This is a genomic window from Paraburkholderia sp. J41 (genome assembly GCF_905220235.1).
Lineage (GTDB): Bacteria > Pseudomonadota > Gammaproteobacteria > Burkholderiales > Burkholderiaceae > Paraburkholderia.
The window spans coordinates 253,758-268,147 of sequence record NZ_CAJMZE010000001.1 but is presented as its reverse complement, the minus strand read 5'-3'; the positions used below and the strand labels follow the sequence as shown (position 1 = coordinate 268,147).

Below are 14,390 nucleotides of genomic sequence, written 5' to 3'. Positions count from 1 at the left end.
TACTCAGTCATCCTGATGATACGTATCCATGTCGGCCTCGACGTCCATTTCGGCGGCTACGGGCGCGCGCGCGGCAATCACGCGCCGCAACGCGTCGGGCCGGTCGACCAGCACGCACGGCTTGCCCTTGCGCGCGCAATAGTCCTTCATGCGCCACCAGTCGCCATGGCTCACGCAGCCCGCCTGGCAAATCACGAGATCGGCGTCGGCGAGCGTGTGGTCCAGCAAGGCCGCGTCGTCGCCGCTCGTCTGCACGAGGCGCATGCCCGCGCGCGCGGCCACGCGCTGCGTCAACGCCTGCTGCACGGCGTCGCGGCTCACCCAAAGCACGACTTTTTCCGCGCCCGCCGGAAACCGGCTCAAGCGCGGCCCGGACCTTTGCGCGGCGTTCGAACCGCGCTTCGGCCCGGCGTCCGGCCCCGGTTGCGAAGCCGTTCCCGGCGCGGATTCCGGCGCGGATTCCGGCTGCGCCGCCAGCGCACGCCCGGCAACGTCGGGCCGCGCCGTTTGCGCGCGGACCAGCGCCCGAACGCGCGTTTCGAGCAGGCGGACCTGCCCTGCCAGCGCGAGCCGCTTCGGCAAGCCGGGAACCGCCGCTTGCAGCGCCTCCATGTCCTCGCGCGCCCAGACCAGCGCGGTGCGATGCACGATGGCCGCCGCCCGCAGTTGCATGACCTGGGTTTCGAGCGCCTCGATGCGGCGCGCCTGCGCCGCGATGACCTGCGACGCGCGGCGCTGCGCCCGCCCGTAAGCGGAGACCACGCGGCCGTGCTCGTCGCACAGGCGCAACCAGTCCAGTTCGTTCGAGGTCATGGCGCTCGTTCCTTGCGTGCCTCGCGAACGCCGTGGCGTCGCGCGGACGGCGCGGGGTTCGCGTCGCCCTTAAATAGAAATGATTCTCATTATCGTAAAACAAGGACGATTCGCCAAGCCGCGCCGCCGAAAAAAATGGGCGTCTTGAGGTCGCGCACATTCTCGTCGTTTCGCTTTATTTCGTGTCGCGACATAAGAGCGCGTTATCGGCTTTGGGAATGAGCAACGCGCAATTCGTTGTTTTTCAGTTCGCGGCGCGGCTTCTAACATCGGCGGCTGTCATCACTCTTCGGGCACGCCGCGCATGAACCCACGCCGCCGCTTTCTCAAGCTTTCCGCCAGCGCCGCCGCTTTCGCGGTCCTGCCCGCGTTCCCGGCGCACGCCGCCGCGGCCACGGCCGCCGCGCGAACGTTGCGCATCGGCAATCAGAAGGGTTATCTGACCTTGCTGAAGGGCCGCGGCACGCTCGAAAAGCGTCTCGCGCCGCTCGGCGTGTCCGTCACGTGGACGGAGTTCGACGCCGGTCCGGTGCAACTCGAAGCGCTCAATGTGGGCTCGATCGATTTCGGCGACGTGGGCGAGGCGCCGCCCATCTTCGCGCAGGCGGCGGGCGCGCCGCTCGCGTATGTGGCCGCGACGGTGCCGCGCCCGCAGTCGGAAGCCGTGCTCGTGCCGCGCAATTCGGCGATTCGCAGCGTGGCCGACCTCAAGGGCAAGACGGTCGCGCTCAATCGCGGCAGCAATGTCCACTATTTCCTCGTGAAGCTGCTGCGCGCGCACGACCTGCGATACGCCGACGTGAACCTCGTGTTCCTCGCGCCCGCCGACGCGCGCGCGGCCTTCGAGCGCGGTTCGGTCGACGCGTGGGTGATCTGGGACCCGTTCCTCGCCGCCGCGCAGAAAACGCTGGACGCGCGCCTTCTCGCCGACGCGACCGGCGTGGTCGGCAATCGCGCCTATTATTTTTCTTCGCTGAGCTATGCGGCGCGCAATCCCGACGTCATCAGGATTCTCGTCGACGAATTGAGCCAGATCGACCAGTGGGGCCAGCGCAACCGGCCCGAACTCGCGGCGCAGCTTGCGCGGCTGTGGGGCTTGCCGCCCGAGGTGGCGAGCGTCGCGATCGAGCGCGTGCAGTTCGGCACCGGCCCGATCACGAAGGCGATTCTCGCGGAACAGCAGCAGATCGCCGATACCTTCTTCGACCTCAAGCTGATTCCGAAGCGCGTGAACGTGCTCGAAGCCGCCGCGCCCGGACTCGCTTGAGCCGCGAGACACACCGGCAAATCGGTCGCCAGATCAGCCGCGCAACGGGCCGCGTCGACAGGCGAAGTTGTCGGTTGAAGTTGCGGGCCGAAGTTGCGGGCCGAAGTTGCGGGCCGAAGCTGTCGTCCGAAGCTGTAGGCCGAGGTTGTCAGCCGAAGTTGCGAGCCGAAGTTGTCACCCGAAGTTATCGTCCGAAGTTATCAGCCGAAGCTGTAGGTCGAAGTTGCGGGCCGAAGTTGTCGCCCGAAGTTGCCGCCCGGAGTTGTCGCCCGAAGTTATCGGCCGAGGTTGTCAGCCGAAGTTGCGGGCCGAAGTTGCCGCCCGAAGTTATCAGCCGAAGTTATCGCCCGAAGTCGTCAGCCCGCCGCCCCGAACAGCGCCGCGCGGCCGGCGGGCGAGCCGAACACGGCGTCGGCGTCGTGGCCCGCGCCCGCGATCTCGTGTACCGGGTGCGCGCTCGCATGGCGCCCGCGCAGGTACTGTGCATACGCACGGCCGCGCGCGAGACGGTGCGCGCCTTGCGCGAGCGCCGCGCACGAGCGGTCGAGCGCGGGATGCTCGGGGTCGCAGTCGCGCTCGCCGAGCAGCAGCGTTACGTCGCGGCGCACGTAGGCCGCTTCGAGCGCATCGGGCGTGAGCGCCGCGCCGGGCGTCCGCGCATAGGCAGGCAGCGCGTCGAGCCCGTATTTCCAACGGTTGAAACCGGGGCAAGCCGATTCGTCGAACGGCGCGAAACCGCCGTGCGCGTCGGGGCGTTGCGTATCGAAATACACATACGACGACGGATTCGCGATCACGTAGCTCAGCGTCACGCCGCGCGCGGCGAGCGGCGCCTCGCCGCGCGCGAGCACGGCATAGCGGTGCGCGACCTGCGCGCCGCCCGAATGCCCGGCGACCACCACTTCGCGCAGCGACGGGAACGGCCGCCGGTCGGCAAGCGCGGCAAGCAGCGCGTCGAGCACGTCGAACGAACTGAGCGGCGCGGGCGCGAGCGCGTCGTCGCCGCCCATCCAGCTCGTCCAGTCCCAGCGCAAGGTGGATTGCGGCAGGCGATGCGCCGCGACATCGTCGCTCGCGAGAAACTGCGGCACCACGAGCAGCGTGTTGGCCGCCGCCTCGCCCGCATTGGCGCGCGCGCGATGCGCGAGCTGGAAATAGGCGTCGGCGTTGCGCAGGCGGCCGTGCAGCAGGATCACGGCGCGCGTGACTTCGGGCTGCGGCGCGTTCCAGGCGCCCGAGACGTACAGCGGCACCGTGCCGCGTCCGCGCGCGGTCGCGACTTCGAGATGCATCGGTGCCACGACGGCCACGGGCCGTTCGTTGGGCGCGCGTTCGTCGTTGGAATCAAGCAAGGTCATGCAGCGGAGTTCCTTCTTGTGGAGGGATGGCGTTCTTCGTCGGCGAGGGTGTGGCCGCGGCGCGTGCCGTACACCAGCACGAGCGAGAAGAGGCCGGCAAAAATCAGGTAGAACGCGGGCGTGAGGCTCGTGCCCGTGAGTCGCGTGAGCCCGGTAATGGTGAACGGCGCGAGACCGCCGAACAGCGTGACGGCGATGTTGTACGAGATCGCCACGCCCGACGAGCGGCTGCGCACCGGAAACAGTGTTGCAAGCATGCCGGGATGCGCGCCCGACATCGCCGCGAGAAACACCGTCGCGATCACCTGGGCGATGAAAAGCCGCTCGGCGGAAGGCGCCGACACCACGTAGGCGAAGAGCGGATAGGCGCAGACCATCCACGCGATCGTCACGGGATAGAACAGCCGGTACGCGCCGAAGCGGTCGGCGAGCTTGCCCGCGAGCGGAAACAGAAACAGGTTGAGCACGCCGCAGAAGAACGCGCCGCGCAGCGCGACCGCCAACGGCAGGTGCAACTGGCGCTCGACGTACACGGCCATGTACGAATGCCACACGTAATTGGTGGCCGCGCCCACGGCGATCACGCCCATCGCGCAGAGCGCCGCGCGGCCGTTTTCGCGGCAAAACCGGCGCAGCGTGGTGCGCGGCGCGCGGCCTTCGTGCGCGCGCAGTTCGACGAATTCGGGCGACTCGGCCACGCGATGCCGGATATAAAAACCGATCGGGCCCGCCAGCGCGCCGCACAGGAACGGCACGCGCCAGCCCCATGCGACGAGTTGCGCGTGCGTGAGATGCGTCGTCAGCAGATAGCCCGTTCCCGAGGAAAGCAGGAGTGCGAACGATTGCGCCGTCATGTTGAAACTGCCGTAGAACATCTTGCGGCCCGGCGGCGCGTATTCCACCAGCATGGCCGAGGCGGTCGCGAACTGGCCGCCCACCGAAAGCCCTTGCAGCACGCGCGCGCATACGATCAGCGCGGGCGCGAAGAGGCCGATATGCGCGTAGCCGGGCGTGAGGCCCATCAGCAGCGTGCTGACCGCCATCGAAATGATGATGAGCGAAAGCGCGCGGCTGCGGCCCATGCGGTCGGCGTAAAGACCGAGCAGAATGCCGCCGAACGGCCGCACGAAAAAGCCGATCGCGAAGGTCGCGAGCGTGAGCATGATCGACAGGAAGCCGCTGCCCGCCGGAAAGAACACCTGCGCGATGGTCTTGGAGAAGTACGCGTAAATCAGGAAGTCGAACCATTCGAGCCCGTTGCCGAGCACCGAGGAGAAGATCGCGCGGCGCACCATCGCAGGCGAAAGCGCGGCGCGCGCCTGCTCGGCCGTGGCGCCTTGCACGCCGAGCGGCGAAGTCGCGGCGGAAGTCGTCGGGCGGTTCATGGCGTGCATCCCGGCGTGTCGTACATCGCGGCGAGCGCACAGACCGAACTCAGCATGCGTGCGCCGTTATGGCCCACGCCCGGCACGATGTCGAGCCGCTGGTCGATGCCTTCCGGGTGGCGCGCCTGAAGGTAGCGCACGTACGATTGCGCGCGCGCGACGCGCTGCGGACCTTGCGCTTCGGCGGGGCAGCTCTGGTCGAGCGCCTTTTGCTGCGGATCGTCGTCGTTGCCGCCGACGAGATATTGCACGCGGCGCTTCACATAGGCTGCTTCGAGCTGCGCGGGCGTGCGGTCCGCGAGATAGGCCGGGCGCTTTTGCATGCCGTATTTCCAGTCGTCGAATGCGGGGCACGCGGCGGCTTCCACGGGCACGGGGCGCGTCGCATCGAAATACGCATACGACGACGGGCTCGACACCACATAACGCATATCGACGCCGTCCTGCGCGAGCGCGCCCGTTTCGCGCGCGGCCACGGCGTAGCGCTGCACGACCTGGCCGCCGCCCGAATGGCCCGCGAAAATCACGTGACGCAGATTGGGAAAGCGCGTGCGGTCGGCGAGGCGCGCGACGATCGCGTCGAGCACGGCGTAGGAGCTGACGGGCGCGGGCGCCACGGCGTTCTCGCCGGCCATCCAGCCGTTCTCGTTCCAGCGCAGCAGGTCGGCGGGTTCGTCGCGGCCTGCGAAGTCGAGCGTGGCGAGGAACTGCGGCGCGATCAACAGCGTGCCGGCCGTATCCGCGCCTTGGGCGGCGGCGGCGTCGCGGGCTTTTTCGGCGCTGTGGAAATAGGTGTCGGCGTTGCGCAGCTTGCCGTGAATCACGATGATCGCGCGCGTGACGTCCGGCTGCGGGCGGTCCCAGTCGCGCGACACGTAAAGCGCGAATTCGGCGGCGCCCGCGGGCGTGTCGATACGCATGCGCGTGTCCGAAACGTGCGTGACGGGCCGCAGATGCGGGTTGTACGCGTGCGCCGCTTCGGCGCTGGCGGCGCGGGCGTTCGGCGCGAACAGGAGCGCCCCCGCCAACGTGGCCAGCGCCGCGAGCGCGCCCAGCGCGGCCGCGCCGCGCGCGAGCCGCTTCGCCCCCGCGCCACGCCGCGCGTTTCGGACCGGAACCGCCACCGGAATTGCTGTCATGCGAACCACTCCGTCAAAGGCCCGCGCCGCGCGCGGGCCGTATTGCAAACTCGCTGCCGAACCCGCGTATCAGAACTTGTGGAACATGCCGAGCGTAACGCCCGTCTGGTTCGGACCGAACGCCGTGCTGTCGTTCGTGCCGACCGGCGTGTACGTGCCGTTGGCGTAGCGCGTCGCCTCGGCGTAGGCCACCGTCGCGTAAAGCGAGGTGCGCTTCGACAGTGCGTATTGCGCGCTCAGCACGCCCATCCACGTATTCGACGTCTTCGGCGTCTTGTCGACGTCGTAGTAATACGCCGCCGTGAGTTTCAGGTTGCGCATCACCGGATACCGCACGCCCGCGAAGAACAGTTGCTGCGCCACCGACGCGCTTTTCGTGGGGTTATACAGGTAATGCTCGTAGCCGCCCATGATTTCGCCCGCGCCGATATTCTGGCGTCCCGAAATGCTCAGGTTGCGCGACTTCGTCCACGTGCCGCTCGAATTGATCGCGCCGTTGCGGTAGTCGTAGGCCACCGCGAGGCCGAAGGTGCCGCCGTCGTAGTCGAGGCCGCCGCTGTATGCCGCGCTGCTCTGGAACGAATCCGCGTCGCCGCCGAAGCTGTAGTCGGCGATGGCGGTCAGGCCGCCGAAGCTGCCCACGTACTTCACCGAGTTGCTGTCACGCGCGCGAAACGCGAAGTCGTCGGAGGAACCCGTGGTGGGGAACCACGTGTATTGCTGCGCGAACGACATCGGATCGTAGTGCAGCAAGATGTCGTACATCGCCGTGTACTGCAAGCCGAATGAGAGCGAGCCGATGCGCTGGTTCGAAAGACCGACCGCCGCCGTGCGGTTGAAAAGCGTGCCGGCCGTGGCCTGCGTGCCGTCGTTGCTGTTGAAGCCCGATTCGAGCACGAACCACGCCGTGTTGCCGCCGCCGAGCGACTCGCTGCCGCGCACGCCGAAGCGCGAGTTGTGAATGCCGCCCGAGTTCTCGCGCACGAGCGAGCCGCCCGTGGCGCTTGCATGCGAGAGGAATTCCACATTGGCGTCCACCACGCCGTAAAGCGTGACCGAGCTGCCGCCTCCGCCGCCCACGGCGGTGGCAAGGGCTTCGTCGATTTCCTGGGCGTGGGCTGCGCCGCAACCGGCGATCAGCGCGAACGCGGCGGCGTGGTGCTTCTTCATGGATAGGTCTCCGATGTTGTTTTTAAGGCGCGCGGCGAGTGGGCCAACGCGGAATGGTCGCCATCGTAGGGCCGCTGCCGGTAGATGTAAAATATCAATTGAATAACGCCGCCATATTCAAAAAATATGGCATTTGCCGGGCCGCCCTTCACCTCATCACCGGAAGCCCCGAACATGGAGCTACGCCATTTGCGCTACTTCCTGGCCGTCGCCGAGGAAGGCCAGTTCACGCGCGCCGCCGAGCGCCTCGCCATGCAGCAGCCGCCGCTTTCGCAGCAGATTCGCCTGCTCGAAGAAGAAGTGGGCTTCGACCTGTTCGTGCGCCTGCCGCGCGGCGTGGAGCTGACGCCGGCGGGCGAGGCGTTCGCGCAGAATGCGGCGGTCGTGCTGGACACGCTCCAGCAAGGGCTCTCGCACGCGCGGCGCATCGCGCGCGGCGAGTTGGGATCGATCTCGATCGGACTCACGAGTTCGGCCGGTTTTCATCCGCTCACCACGCATTTGATACGTGCGTTCGGCGCCGCGCATCCCGGCATCGAAATCGAACTGGCCGAACTGAACGCCGCCGAGCTGATCGAGCGGCTGCTCGCGCGGCAGATTCACGTTGCGTTCTTGCGCAAGCCGACGGAAACGCCCGCCGGCCTCGCCTTCACGCAATTGCTCGACGAGCCGATGGTGGTCGTGCTGCCGCTCGGGCATCCGTTGCTGGCCGCCGCGAAACGCGCGGCATCATCGAAGAAAGCCGCCGCTGCAAAGCTGCCCGCCGTGCCGCTCGAAGCGCTCGCCGACGAAAACTTCATTCTCGTGCGCCGCCCCGGCGCGCCCGGCATGTACGCCGACTTTCTCGCCGCATGCAAGCGCGCGGGCTTTCTGCCGCAAGTCTCGCGCGAAGTGCCGCGCATGCTCACCGGCATTCATATGGTCGCGGCCGGTCTTGGCGTGACGCTGGTGCCCGCCTCCATGCGCCACTACGACCACGAAAACGTGGCGTTCTGCGCGCTCGGCAGCGCGCACGGCCTGAGCGCGCCGCTGCATCTCGCGTATCCCTCCGATATGCACAATCCGGCGGCCGCGCGCTTCGTGGACTTCGCGCAGGCGCAGCTTGCCGGCGCGCTGGCGGCACACGCGTCAAGCTAACGCGGCCGCGCACGGCATGCCGATTGCTCCCTTTGCGGGCACGTTCAACACTTGAAGGGAGAAACGGCATGCCGACGATCCGCACACCCGCACGCAGCTTGAGCGCCGCCCTGCTCGCCCTCGCGGCGGCGGGCGCATGGACTTTCGCAAGCGACGCCGTGGCGCAGACGAACAACGATCCGTCCGCCGCGCCGGTCACGCACGCCGATCAAAAGGCCGCGAAAAAGCAGTCGAAGGCCGACAAGAAGGCCGCCGTCGCGCAGGCCAAGGCCGATAAGGAAAAAGCCGACGCGCAAGCCGACGCCGACAAGGAAAAGGCCGATGCGCGCGTGAAGGACGCGAAGGATCAGTAAGCAACGTTTGAAGGCGGCGCGCCCGGCCGGTGAGTTCGGAATAGTGACCGACTGAAGCGCGCGCCGCCGCTCCGCCCTCACCACGCCCTCACTCACGCGGCGCACACCTCGCCGAAAGACACGCTTGCCGATGCGGGAACGCGGCCGTGATATCGGCGAAGGGCGACGGTGCGTTCGATCAGGTCGCGTTCGATCAGGTCGCGCCCGGTCCGAATACGCTCAATGCACCCGGCACGAGCGCCCGCGTCTCGCGACAATGCATCGGCGGCGCGTCAGTGCAGGTGACGAGCGAAGGCAATGGGCGTTATCGGCCGATGCCGGCGCCTGCCGCGTCCATCGGCTTCCCGCGCGCCGCCATCACGCCGATTTCGCCGCACCATTGAAGGTGACTCGCGGCGCACGACTCCGGCGGCGCATTCGAATACGCCGCGCCGTGCCGCACGCTCGCCGTATCGGCAAACTGACCGTGCTCGCGCGCGGCAAGCGCCGGACGCAACGTGGCGTCCAGCCACGCCGCGAATGCGATCACGCAGCCCGCCACCACGGCCAGCAAGATGACTTCGCGTCGATGCGCGCGCAACGCGCCCGATACCCGCGCCGCAACCGGCGATGCCGGCGGCGGCGTTGCGCCCGCATCCGTGCTTTTCTCGGCCGCGACGGCCGGTCCCTCGATGATTTCCGTTGCCACTGTCTGTTCGTCTTGCTCTTGTTGCTTTCGTGATGACGCGCGCGTCCTGAAGCTGGCTCGGGACGTACGGGTTAACGGCAAGTCGCCGCGATAAGACAGGGCGGCGGCGAGATTATTTTCGGCCGATAGCGCAAGAACCGTGCGCTGGGCCACATATCGCAGCAAAAGCGCCGCGCGTTAAAAACGCCCTGTCCGCCGAAGCAGACAGGGCGATGCGCTACCCCCGTCTTTTGGCGACTCGCTGCCGCTCTCTCTCAGTGCTGCCTTTCAGTGCTGCCTTCGCTACGGCTCTTTTTTCGCCGCGCCCGAAGCTGGGTTGCCGCGCGAATTCTCGTTGGCCTGTGCATCGTTGCCGGTGCGTTGCTGATACTCGCCGCCGCCGCGGCGGTCGGTATCCTGCATGCCGCTCTCGATGTCGCGGCGGCCCTGCTCGCCGACCGAGCGCGGCGAATGCGAGTCGTTGCGTCCTACCGGCTCGCCGCCCTCGTGCTGCGGGTGTTTGGTGTTCGCGCTCTCGTCGCCTTGCGGCGTACCCTCAGGCTGCGAATGTTGCTGCTGCTGTTTCATCGCGCTCCTCCTTCCGCTTCGCGCAGCGGCTGCACCGTGCGCGTGGGATCGAAATCGGCCCAATGGCCCTGCTGCCAGCGGCCGTCGGCACGTTCGATCTCCATGCCGCCCGCCGCGCGCAGCACCTGCGCCGCCGTTTGCTGCGTGCCGGGACTCACGTGTACGGCCACGAGCACGCCCGATTCACGCGCTTTCGGCGTGCCGTCGGGTTCGTGACCGATGTCGCCGCGATCGGCGACGCTGCCCCGCTTCTTGCCGCCGCCGCGCGTTTGCCACAGCGCGCCGCCCAGCGTTCCCACATACGCGCCCACGCCCGCCGCAACGGCCAGCACGAGCATCGAGCGGAACACGACATACGAGAACAGCACGCCCGCGATGAGGCCCACCACGGCGCCCGCCGCCGCACCCGTCGCCGCACCCACCGACGACTTGCGCGCGCCTGGGTCGGCGTACTCGTCGCCGCCCACGGGAAAGCGCGCGTGCTGGCCGCTCGGGTTCACATAAAACGACGCAATGTCTTCGTCGACGAATCCGTTGGCACGCAGCTTCTCGACCGCCACATCTGCGTCCTGGAGCGTCGTGAAGCGACTCGCTACGATCAGTGACATGACTCTCTCCTTGCGCCCTCGACGCCGTGCGTCGTGCGACTTGCGGCCTCTAACCAGCGCATACGCCGCAACGCATACGGCGTGCCACAACATCGCCAGGCTTGAATTTGAGCTTCGATTGCATGGCTGCAAGCGCATCGCGCGTGCCTATGAACGATCTCGTGCGCGCGGTACGGGCCGTGCGCGGGCAGTCTGCAACTGACTCGAAGGATTAACCAAAGGAGTGCTCATGACCGACTTCGATTTCAATCAGCGCATCGAGGAAATCCAGCTTGCCATGACCGACGTGTTCGACTCGCCCAAGCGGCCCGCCATCAGCCTCGTCGATGAAGGCGAAACCGTCTACGTGCAAACGTCGTGGGTCGTGGAATCGCATCGCGACACGTCGCTCGACGCGCGCTGCGCGATGACACTGAGGTTCACCCGCGCGCAACTCGACCGCTATGCCCGATCCGATACCGCCCAGCGTCTGGTCGTTCAGCAGCGTTTGCGCCAGTTGGTTCGCGAACGTTTTGCGGCCGATCGCGCATCCACGCCGCCAGGCGACGGCAACGAAGCCTGCGCCTTCGAAATCGTCGTGGACGATGCTGAATTCGATACCACGGACGCGTTGCGGTAATTGCCCTCGCAGCTCATCTCGCGGGCTGACCTCGCCGGTTAAGCCCGCCGATTTACGCTGGCTGGTTGCGCACTCGTTAGCAAACGAAAATCGCCGGAAAACGCCAACGACGTTTCCGGCGATTCGTTATGGCCGACCTGAATTCGCACAAAAGTAGCCTGACAAGCGCAAATGCTCAGCCCTGTTTTCATGCGATTCTCATCACCGCACCGATTGCCGGCTTACTGCATATGCTGCCCGCCGTTGATGGGAATATTCGCGCCCGTCACGAAACCGGCTTCCTCCGAGCATAAAAACAACACCAGCGCGGCCACTTCGTTCGGATCGCCCAACCGTCCCATGGGAATCTGCGGCAGGATTTTCGAGTCGAGAACGTCTTGCGGAATGGCCGTCACCATTTTCGTGGCGAGATAACCGGGCGAAATGGTGTTGACGGTCACGCCCTTGCGCGCCACCTCGAGCGCGAGCGACTTGGTAAAGCCGTGCATGCCCGCTTTCGCCGCCGCATAGTTGGTCTGGCCTATCGAGCCCTTCGAACCGTTCACCGATGAAATGTTGATGATGCGGCCCCACGCGCGCTCGACCATGCCGTCGCAAAGCGGCTTGGAAATATTGAAGATCGAGTCGAGATTCGTGCGCAGCACCGCATCCCAGTTCACCTTGTCGAGCTTGCGAAACGTCATGTCGCGCGTAATGCCCGCGTTGTTCACCAGAATGTCGATCGGCCCGATCTCGCTCCGAATCTTCGCCGCGCCGCGTTGGCACGAATCGTAGTCGGCCACGTCCATCGCGAAGGCGTCAAATTCGCGGTCGGTCGCCCGCATGCGCGAAAGCCAGCCGGGCACGCCCGCGTTATCGGGCGAATGCGTCACGACGACGCGATACCCCGCGTCGTGCAGCTTCACGCTGATCGCTTCGCCAAGGCCGCCCATGCCGCCCGTCACCAATGCAATTCGATTAGTCATCCTATCTATCCGCGAGAAAAGTGTTTCGATGAAATGCGCCTTGTTGTTGACGGCAAGGCGTGAAATCGCGCGGCTTTTTATTCGACCCGGAGTAGTTGCGCGTATCCGTTGCGAGCGAAACGCCAAGGCGTCGCGGCGGCCCGCTCGCGTTGATGCTCTTTTAAAACCGGCTTGAAACGACGAGATTCATCGACCCGATCGACTCAAACGACTCAAACGATTCGATCGACTCAAGCCGCTTAGGCAAGCCGATTCGATCCGTTCGGCCGCGAGCGCCACGCCCATGCCGCCGCCGATGCGCAGGAAAGCCGGCCCGCGCCGTCGTCACATGAAGGACGACGGCGAGCGGGCTGCCTGAATCGGCGGGACGAACCAGGGGCGGCGGATCAGACCTTCGCGGTGCCGGCCTTGGCGGCGGCTTGCGTGGCTTCCTGAGCCGGCGCGACGGCGTGCTGGAAGCCGCCTTGCGCGGTTTCGACGGCCTGGCGGGTGATGCCGCGCAGGGTTTCGGCGGCGTGGCCGAACGCGGCAATGCTCGAATTCATCGCGGCAATGAAGGCCTCGGCGCCCACCGGCGCGGGTTGGCCGAACTGCGCGAACGGAACGAACGGCGCGGCGAATTGCGATGCGAACTGGGAAGCAAAGGGCGCCATGAAAGGCGGCGTGAAAGACGCAAAACCTTCCGAGAGCGCCTTGACGCGCTGGCCCTGCTCGCCCGCGTGCGCCTGCGCCGCTTCGACCCACGCCTGCTGCGTATGCGAGGCGATATCGGCGAGTTGACGGCCGTACGACATGGCCTTCGCGGCGGCGTGCTGCGAGGCGCCGATTTGCTGCGTGACGAACTCGGCCGGGCTGCCGCTTTGCAGCGCGTTCTTGAGCGCGGCCTCGCTTTCCGAGAGCGCCGCCTTGCCGGTTTGCAGGTTCAGGTCGAACACGGCCTGCGCGCCCTCGAGCGCGGGCTGCGCGAGTGCGAAAAACGCCGCAATGCCAGCCTGATAATTCGCGCGGAAGGATTCGGGTGCGGATACGAACATCAGCTATGCTCCTTGGTTAGTCATACTGAAGAAAGCGCCAATCCCCGAAAACATGATGTGCGGCTGTGCGATTTATGCAGCGCGCTTCTTCGCCGCCATCACTTTAGAGCGGCCATTCTAAGACAGAAATTCGGCATTTTTGTGCGCTGCACTCTTAGGTGATTTCCCTTACAAACCCGTTTCAGGTTTATTTCTTGCAGTTGTCAAGCAACGTTTAAGGGAATGGTGGCTTCATGCGGCCGCGACGGGGCCGCTCACTGCTTCGGCGTTGTTTTACGCACGGCGCGCAACGGCTTCGCGGCGTCGGATACGGCACGCCCGGCGCGGCGCGGACTCCGTTTCAAGGCCGAAGCGGACGCCCCGGCGCTGGCACGTTCGCGCGCCGCCTCCAGCTCGCGCCCTTGCGCTTCATGACTCGCGCGCAGCGCGTCGAGACGACCTTCCAGCATGCCGGCCTGATGCCGCATGGCGCCCAATTGCGTTTGCAAGCCCTGGATTTCCGCTCGCGCGGCCGCTTCGGCGCGTGCCGCGCGTTGCGCTGCGGCATCCGCTTCGCGTTGCAGGCGCGCGTTGGCCGTGCGCTCGCGCTCGATTTCGAGCAGCGCGCGCTTTTCGGCCGCTTGAAGCCGCGTTTCCGCCAGTTCGACGCTCGCGCGCACCTTGTCGAGTTCCGCGGCAAAGTCGGCCCGTGCTTGCGCGAGCGCCGCATCGCGTTCGCGGCCGGCTTGCTGCGCACGCGCGAGTTCCGCTTCGAGCGCGCCTCGCGTCGCTTCGGCGGCGGCCTGCGCCTGCTCCAGTTCCTGGATACGCACCTGCGCCGCGAGCAGCGCCGCCGTGCGTTGTTCGAGCGCCTGCTCGGTGCGGGCCAGCTCCGCGCGCGTGGCGGCCACCGCGGCTTCGGCCGTGCGCCGCGCTTCCTCCACTTCCACGCGCAGCGCGCCGAGCGAATCCTGCGCCGTGGCCGCCGCGCGCTTCCAGAGCGCCGCGACGAGTTCGCCCGCCGCGCCCTGCAACTCCTCGGGCAGGTCGGCGTGCTCGATGCGCACGCGGCTCTTTTCGCGCAATTCCGCCCAGAATTCGCCGAGCACGGCCGTGGGCGTGCTCATGCTGCCTCGCCGCACATGCTGATAAAGCCGGTTGGCCGTTGGCGTGATGCCGAAGCGAAAAAACATCAGCGCGCAAACTTCGCGGTAGAGTTCGCGCGTTTTCGGGAATTCGGCTTTGAGGCGCTCGATTTCGGCGTTGAGGCGGACTTCGTCGGGAACGGCTTCGGACATGGGCGGGCGT

16 protein-coding genes are annotated in these 14,390 nt (G+C 66.7%); 4 read left to right on the top strand and 12 right to left on the bottom strand.

Going from position 1 to position 14,390, the window contains the following annotated elements; translation table 11 throughout:
• Window positions 1-3: 3 nt before the first annotated feature.
• A complete protein-coding gene (locus U5805_RS01185; protein ID WP_322101591.1) occupies window positions 4-813 on the bottom strand; it encodes a DUF2325 domain-containing protein in 810 nt (269 codons plus the stop codon).
• Between the two features lie 304 nt (window positions 814-1,117).
• On the opposite strand from U5805_RS01185, the gene U5805_RS01180 reads away from it, so the two are divergent.
• Window positions 1,118-2,080 (top strand): sulfonate ABC transporter substrate-binding protein, encoded by a 963-nt coding sequence (locus tag U5805_RS01180; RefSeq protein WP_322101590.1) that lies wholly within the window; start codon window positions 1,118-1,120, stop codon window positions 2,078-2,080.
• A 356-nt stretch (window positions 2,081-2,436) separates the two neighbouring features.
• Here the strand turns inward: U5805_RS01180 and U5805_RS01175 are convergent, their stop codons facing one another.
• The 5 genes from U5805_RS01175 to U5805_RS01155 form a co-directional block, all read right to left on the bottom strand.
• Window positions 2,437-3,438 (bottom strand): alpha/beta hydrolase, encoded by a 1,002-nt coding sequence (locus U5805_RS01175; RefSeq protein ID WP_322101589.1) that lies wholly within the window; start codon window positions 3,436-3,438, stop codon window positions 2,437-2,439.
• Window positions 3,435-4,733, bottom strand: coding sequence for an MFS transporter (locus tag U5805_RS01170; RefSeq protein ID WP_322101734.1), 1,299 nt, complete (start codon window positions 4,731-4,733; stop codon window positions 3,435-3,437). Before U5805_RS01170 ends, U5805_RS01175 begins: the two co-directional genes overlap by 4 nt.
• An 86-nt stretch (window positions 4,734-4,819) precedes the next feature.
• Window positions 4,820-5,953 carry an alpha/beta hydrolase gene (locus U5805_RS01165; protein WP_415914520.1) on the bottom strand — a complete coding sequence of 378 codons (1,134 nt, stop codon included), beginning with the start codon at window positions 5,951-5,953 and terminating at the stop codon, window positions 4,820-4,822.
• 78 nt (window positions 5,954-6,031) lie between these two features.
• Complete coding sequence (locus U5805_RS01160) at window positions 6,032-7,132, bottom strand: porin (RefSeq protein WP_322101587.1); 1,101 nt, start codon at window positions 7,130-7,132, stop codon at window positions 6,032-6,034.
• On the bottom strand, window positions 7,129-7,308 hold the full coding sequence (locus U5805_RS01155) for a hypothetical protein (protein ID WP_322101586.1): 180 nt from the start codon (window positions 7,306-7,308) through the stop codon (window positions 7,129-7,131). The genes U5805_RS01160 and U5805_RS01155 overlap by 4 nt, the downstream gene beginning before the upstream one ends.
• On the opposite strand from U5805_RS01155, the gene U5805_RS01150 reads away from it, so the two are divergent.
• Window positions 7,307-8,269 carry a LysR family transcriptional regulator gene (locus tag U5805_RS01150; protein WP_322101585.1) on the top strand — a complete coding sequence of 321 codons (963 nt, stop codon included), beginning with the start codon at window positions 7,307-7,309 and terminating at the stop codon, window positions 8,267-8,269. The genes U5805_RS01155 and U5805_RS01150 overlap by 2 nt on opposite strands.
• A 68-nt stretch (window positions 8,270-8,337) precedes the next feature.
• Window positions 8,338-8,622: a hypothetical protein gene (locus U5805_RS01145; RefSeq protein WP_322101584.1), complete on the top strand. Its 285-nt coding sequence runs from the start codon at window positions 8,338-8,340 to the stop codon at window positions 8,620-8,622.
• 304 nt (window positions 8,623-8,926) lie between these two features.
• Here the strand turns inward: U5805_RS01145 and U5805_RS01140 are convergent, their stop codons facing one another.
• From U5805_RS01140 to U5805_RS01130, 3 genes are all read right to left on the bottom strand, one after another.
• A complete protein-coding gene (locus tag U5805_RS01140; RefSeq protein ID WP_322101583.1) occupies window positions 8,927-9,310 on the bottom strand; it encodes a hypothetical protein in 384 nt (127 codons plus the stop codon).
• Window positions 9,311-9,592: 282 nt separating this feature from the next.
• The gene (locus U5805_RS01135; protein WP_322101582.1) at window positions 9,593-9,877 is read right to left on the bottom strand and encodes a hypothetical protein; all 285 of its coding nucleotides are present in this window, start codon (window positions 9,875-9,877) and stop codon (window positions 9,593-9,595) included.
• Entirely contained in the window at window positions 9,874-10,485 is a 612-nt protein-coding gene (locus U5805_RS01130; RefSeq protein WP_322101581.1) for a hypothetical protein, read from the bottom strand. The genes U5805_RS01135 and U5805_RS01130 overlap by 4 nt, the downstream gene beginning before the upstream one ends.
• Before the next feature lie 229 nt (window positions 10,486-10,714).
• Between U5805_RS01130 and U5805_RS01125 the strand changes: the two genes are divergently transcribed.
• A complete protein-coding gene (locus tag U5805_RS01125; protein ID WP_322101580.1) occupies window positions 10,715-11,104 on the top strand; it encodes a DUF3022 domain-containing protein in 390 nt (129 codons plus the stop codon).
• A 221-nt stretch (window positions 11,105-11,325) separates the two neighbouring features.
• On the opposite strand, the gene phbB is transcribed toward U5805_RS01125, so the two are convergent.
• The 3 genes from phbB to U5805_RS01110 form a co-directional block, all read right to left on the bottom strand.
• A complete protein-coding gene (gene phbB, locus U5805_RS01120; protein WP_322101579.1) occupies window positions 11,326-12,069 on the bottom strand; it encodes an acetoacetyl-CoA reductase in 744 nt (247 codons plus the stop codon).
• A gap of 386 nt (window positions 12,070-12,455) precedes the next feature.
• Window positions 12,456-13,103: a TIGR01841 family phasin gene (phaP, locus tag U5805_RS01115; RefSeq protein WP_322101578.1), complete on the bottom strand. Its 648-nt coding sequence runs from the start codon at window positions 13,101-13,103 to the stop codon at window positions 12,456-12,458.
• Window positions 13,104-13,357: 254 nt separating this feature from the next.
• Window positions 13,358-14,380, bottom strand: a complete 1,023-nt coding sequence (locus U5805_RS01110) for a DNA-binding protein (RefSeq protein ID WP_322101577.1) — start codon at window positions 14,378-14,380, stop codon at window positions 13,358-13,360.
• Window positions 14,381-14,390: the final 10 nt, after the last annotated feature.

Coding starts and splice junctions, on each gene's coding strand:
- U5805_RS01145 (WP_322101584.1), top strand. CDS start 8,338: ATGCCGACGATCCGCACACCCGCACGCAGCTTGAGCGCCGCCCTGCTC.
- U5805_RS01110 (WP_322101577.1), bottom strand. CDS start 14,380: ATGTCCGAAGCCGTTCCCGACGAAGTCCGCCTCAACGCCGAAATCGAG.
- U5805_RS01185 (WP_322101591.1), bottom strand. CDS start 813: ATGACCTCGAACGAACTGGACTGGTTGCGCCTGTGCGACGAGCACGGC.
- U5805_RS01160 (WP_322101587.1), bottom strand. CDS start 7,132: ATGAAGAAGCACCACGCCGCCGCGTTCGCGCTGATCGCCGGTTGCGGC.
- U5805_RS01175 (WP_322101589.1), bottom strand. CDS start 3,438: ATGACCTTGCTTGATTCCAACGACGAACGCGCGCCCAACGAACGGCCC.
- U5805_RS01155 (WP_322101586.1), bottom strand. CDS start 7,308: ATGTTCGGGGCTTCCGGTGATGAGGTGAAGGGCGGCCCGGCAAATGCC.
- U5805_RS01130 (WP_322101581.1), bottom strand. CDS start 10,485: ATGTCACTGATCGTAGCGAGTCGCTTCACGACGCTCCAGGACGCAGAT.
- phbB (WP_322101579.1), bottom strand. CDS start 12,069: ATGACTAATCGAATTGCATTGGTGACGGGCGGCATGGGCGGCCTTGGC.
- U5805_RS01125 (WP_322101580.1), top strand. CDS start 10,715: ATGACCGACTTCGATTTCAATCAGCGCATCGAGGAAATCCAGCTTGCC.
- U5805_RS01180 (WP_322101590.1), top strand. CDS start 1,118: ATGAACCCACGCCGCCGCTTTCTCAAGCTTTCCGCCAGCGCCGCCGCT.
- U5805_RS01170 (WP_322101734.1), bottom strand. CDS start 4,733: ATGGTGCGCCGCGCGATCTTCTCCTCGGTGCTCGGCAACGGGCTCGAA.
- U5805_RS01150 (WP_322101585.1), top strand. CDS start 7,307: ATGGAGCTACGCCATTTGCGCTACTTCCTGGCCGTCGCCGAGGAAGGC.
- U5805_RS01135 (WP_322101582.1), bottom strand. CDS start 9,877: ATGAAACAGCAGCAGCAACATTCGCAGCCTGAGGGTACGCCGCAAGGC.
- phaP (WP_322101578.1), bottom strand. CDS start 13,103: ATGTTCGTATCCGCACCCGAATCCTTCCGCGCGAATTATCAGGCTGGC.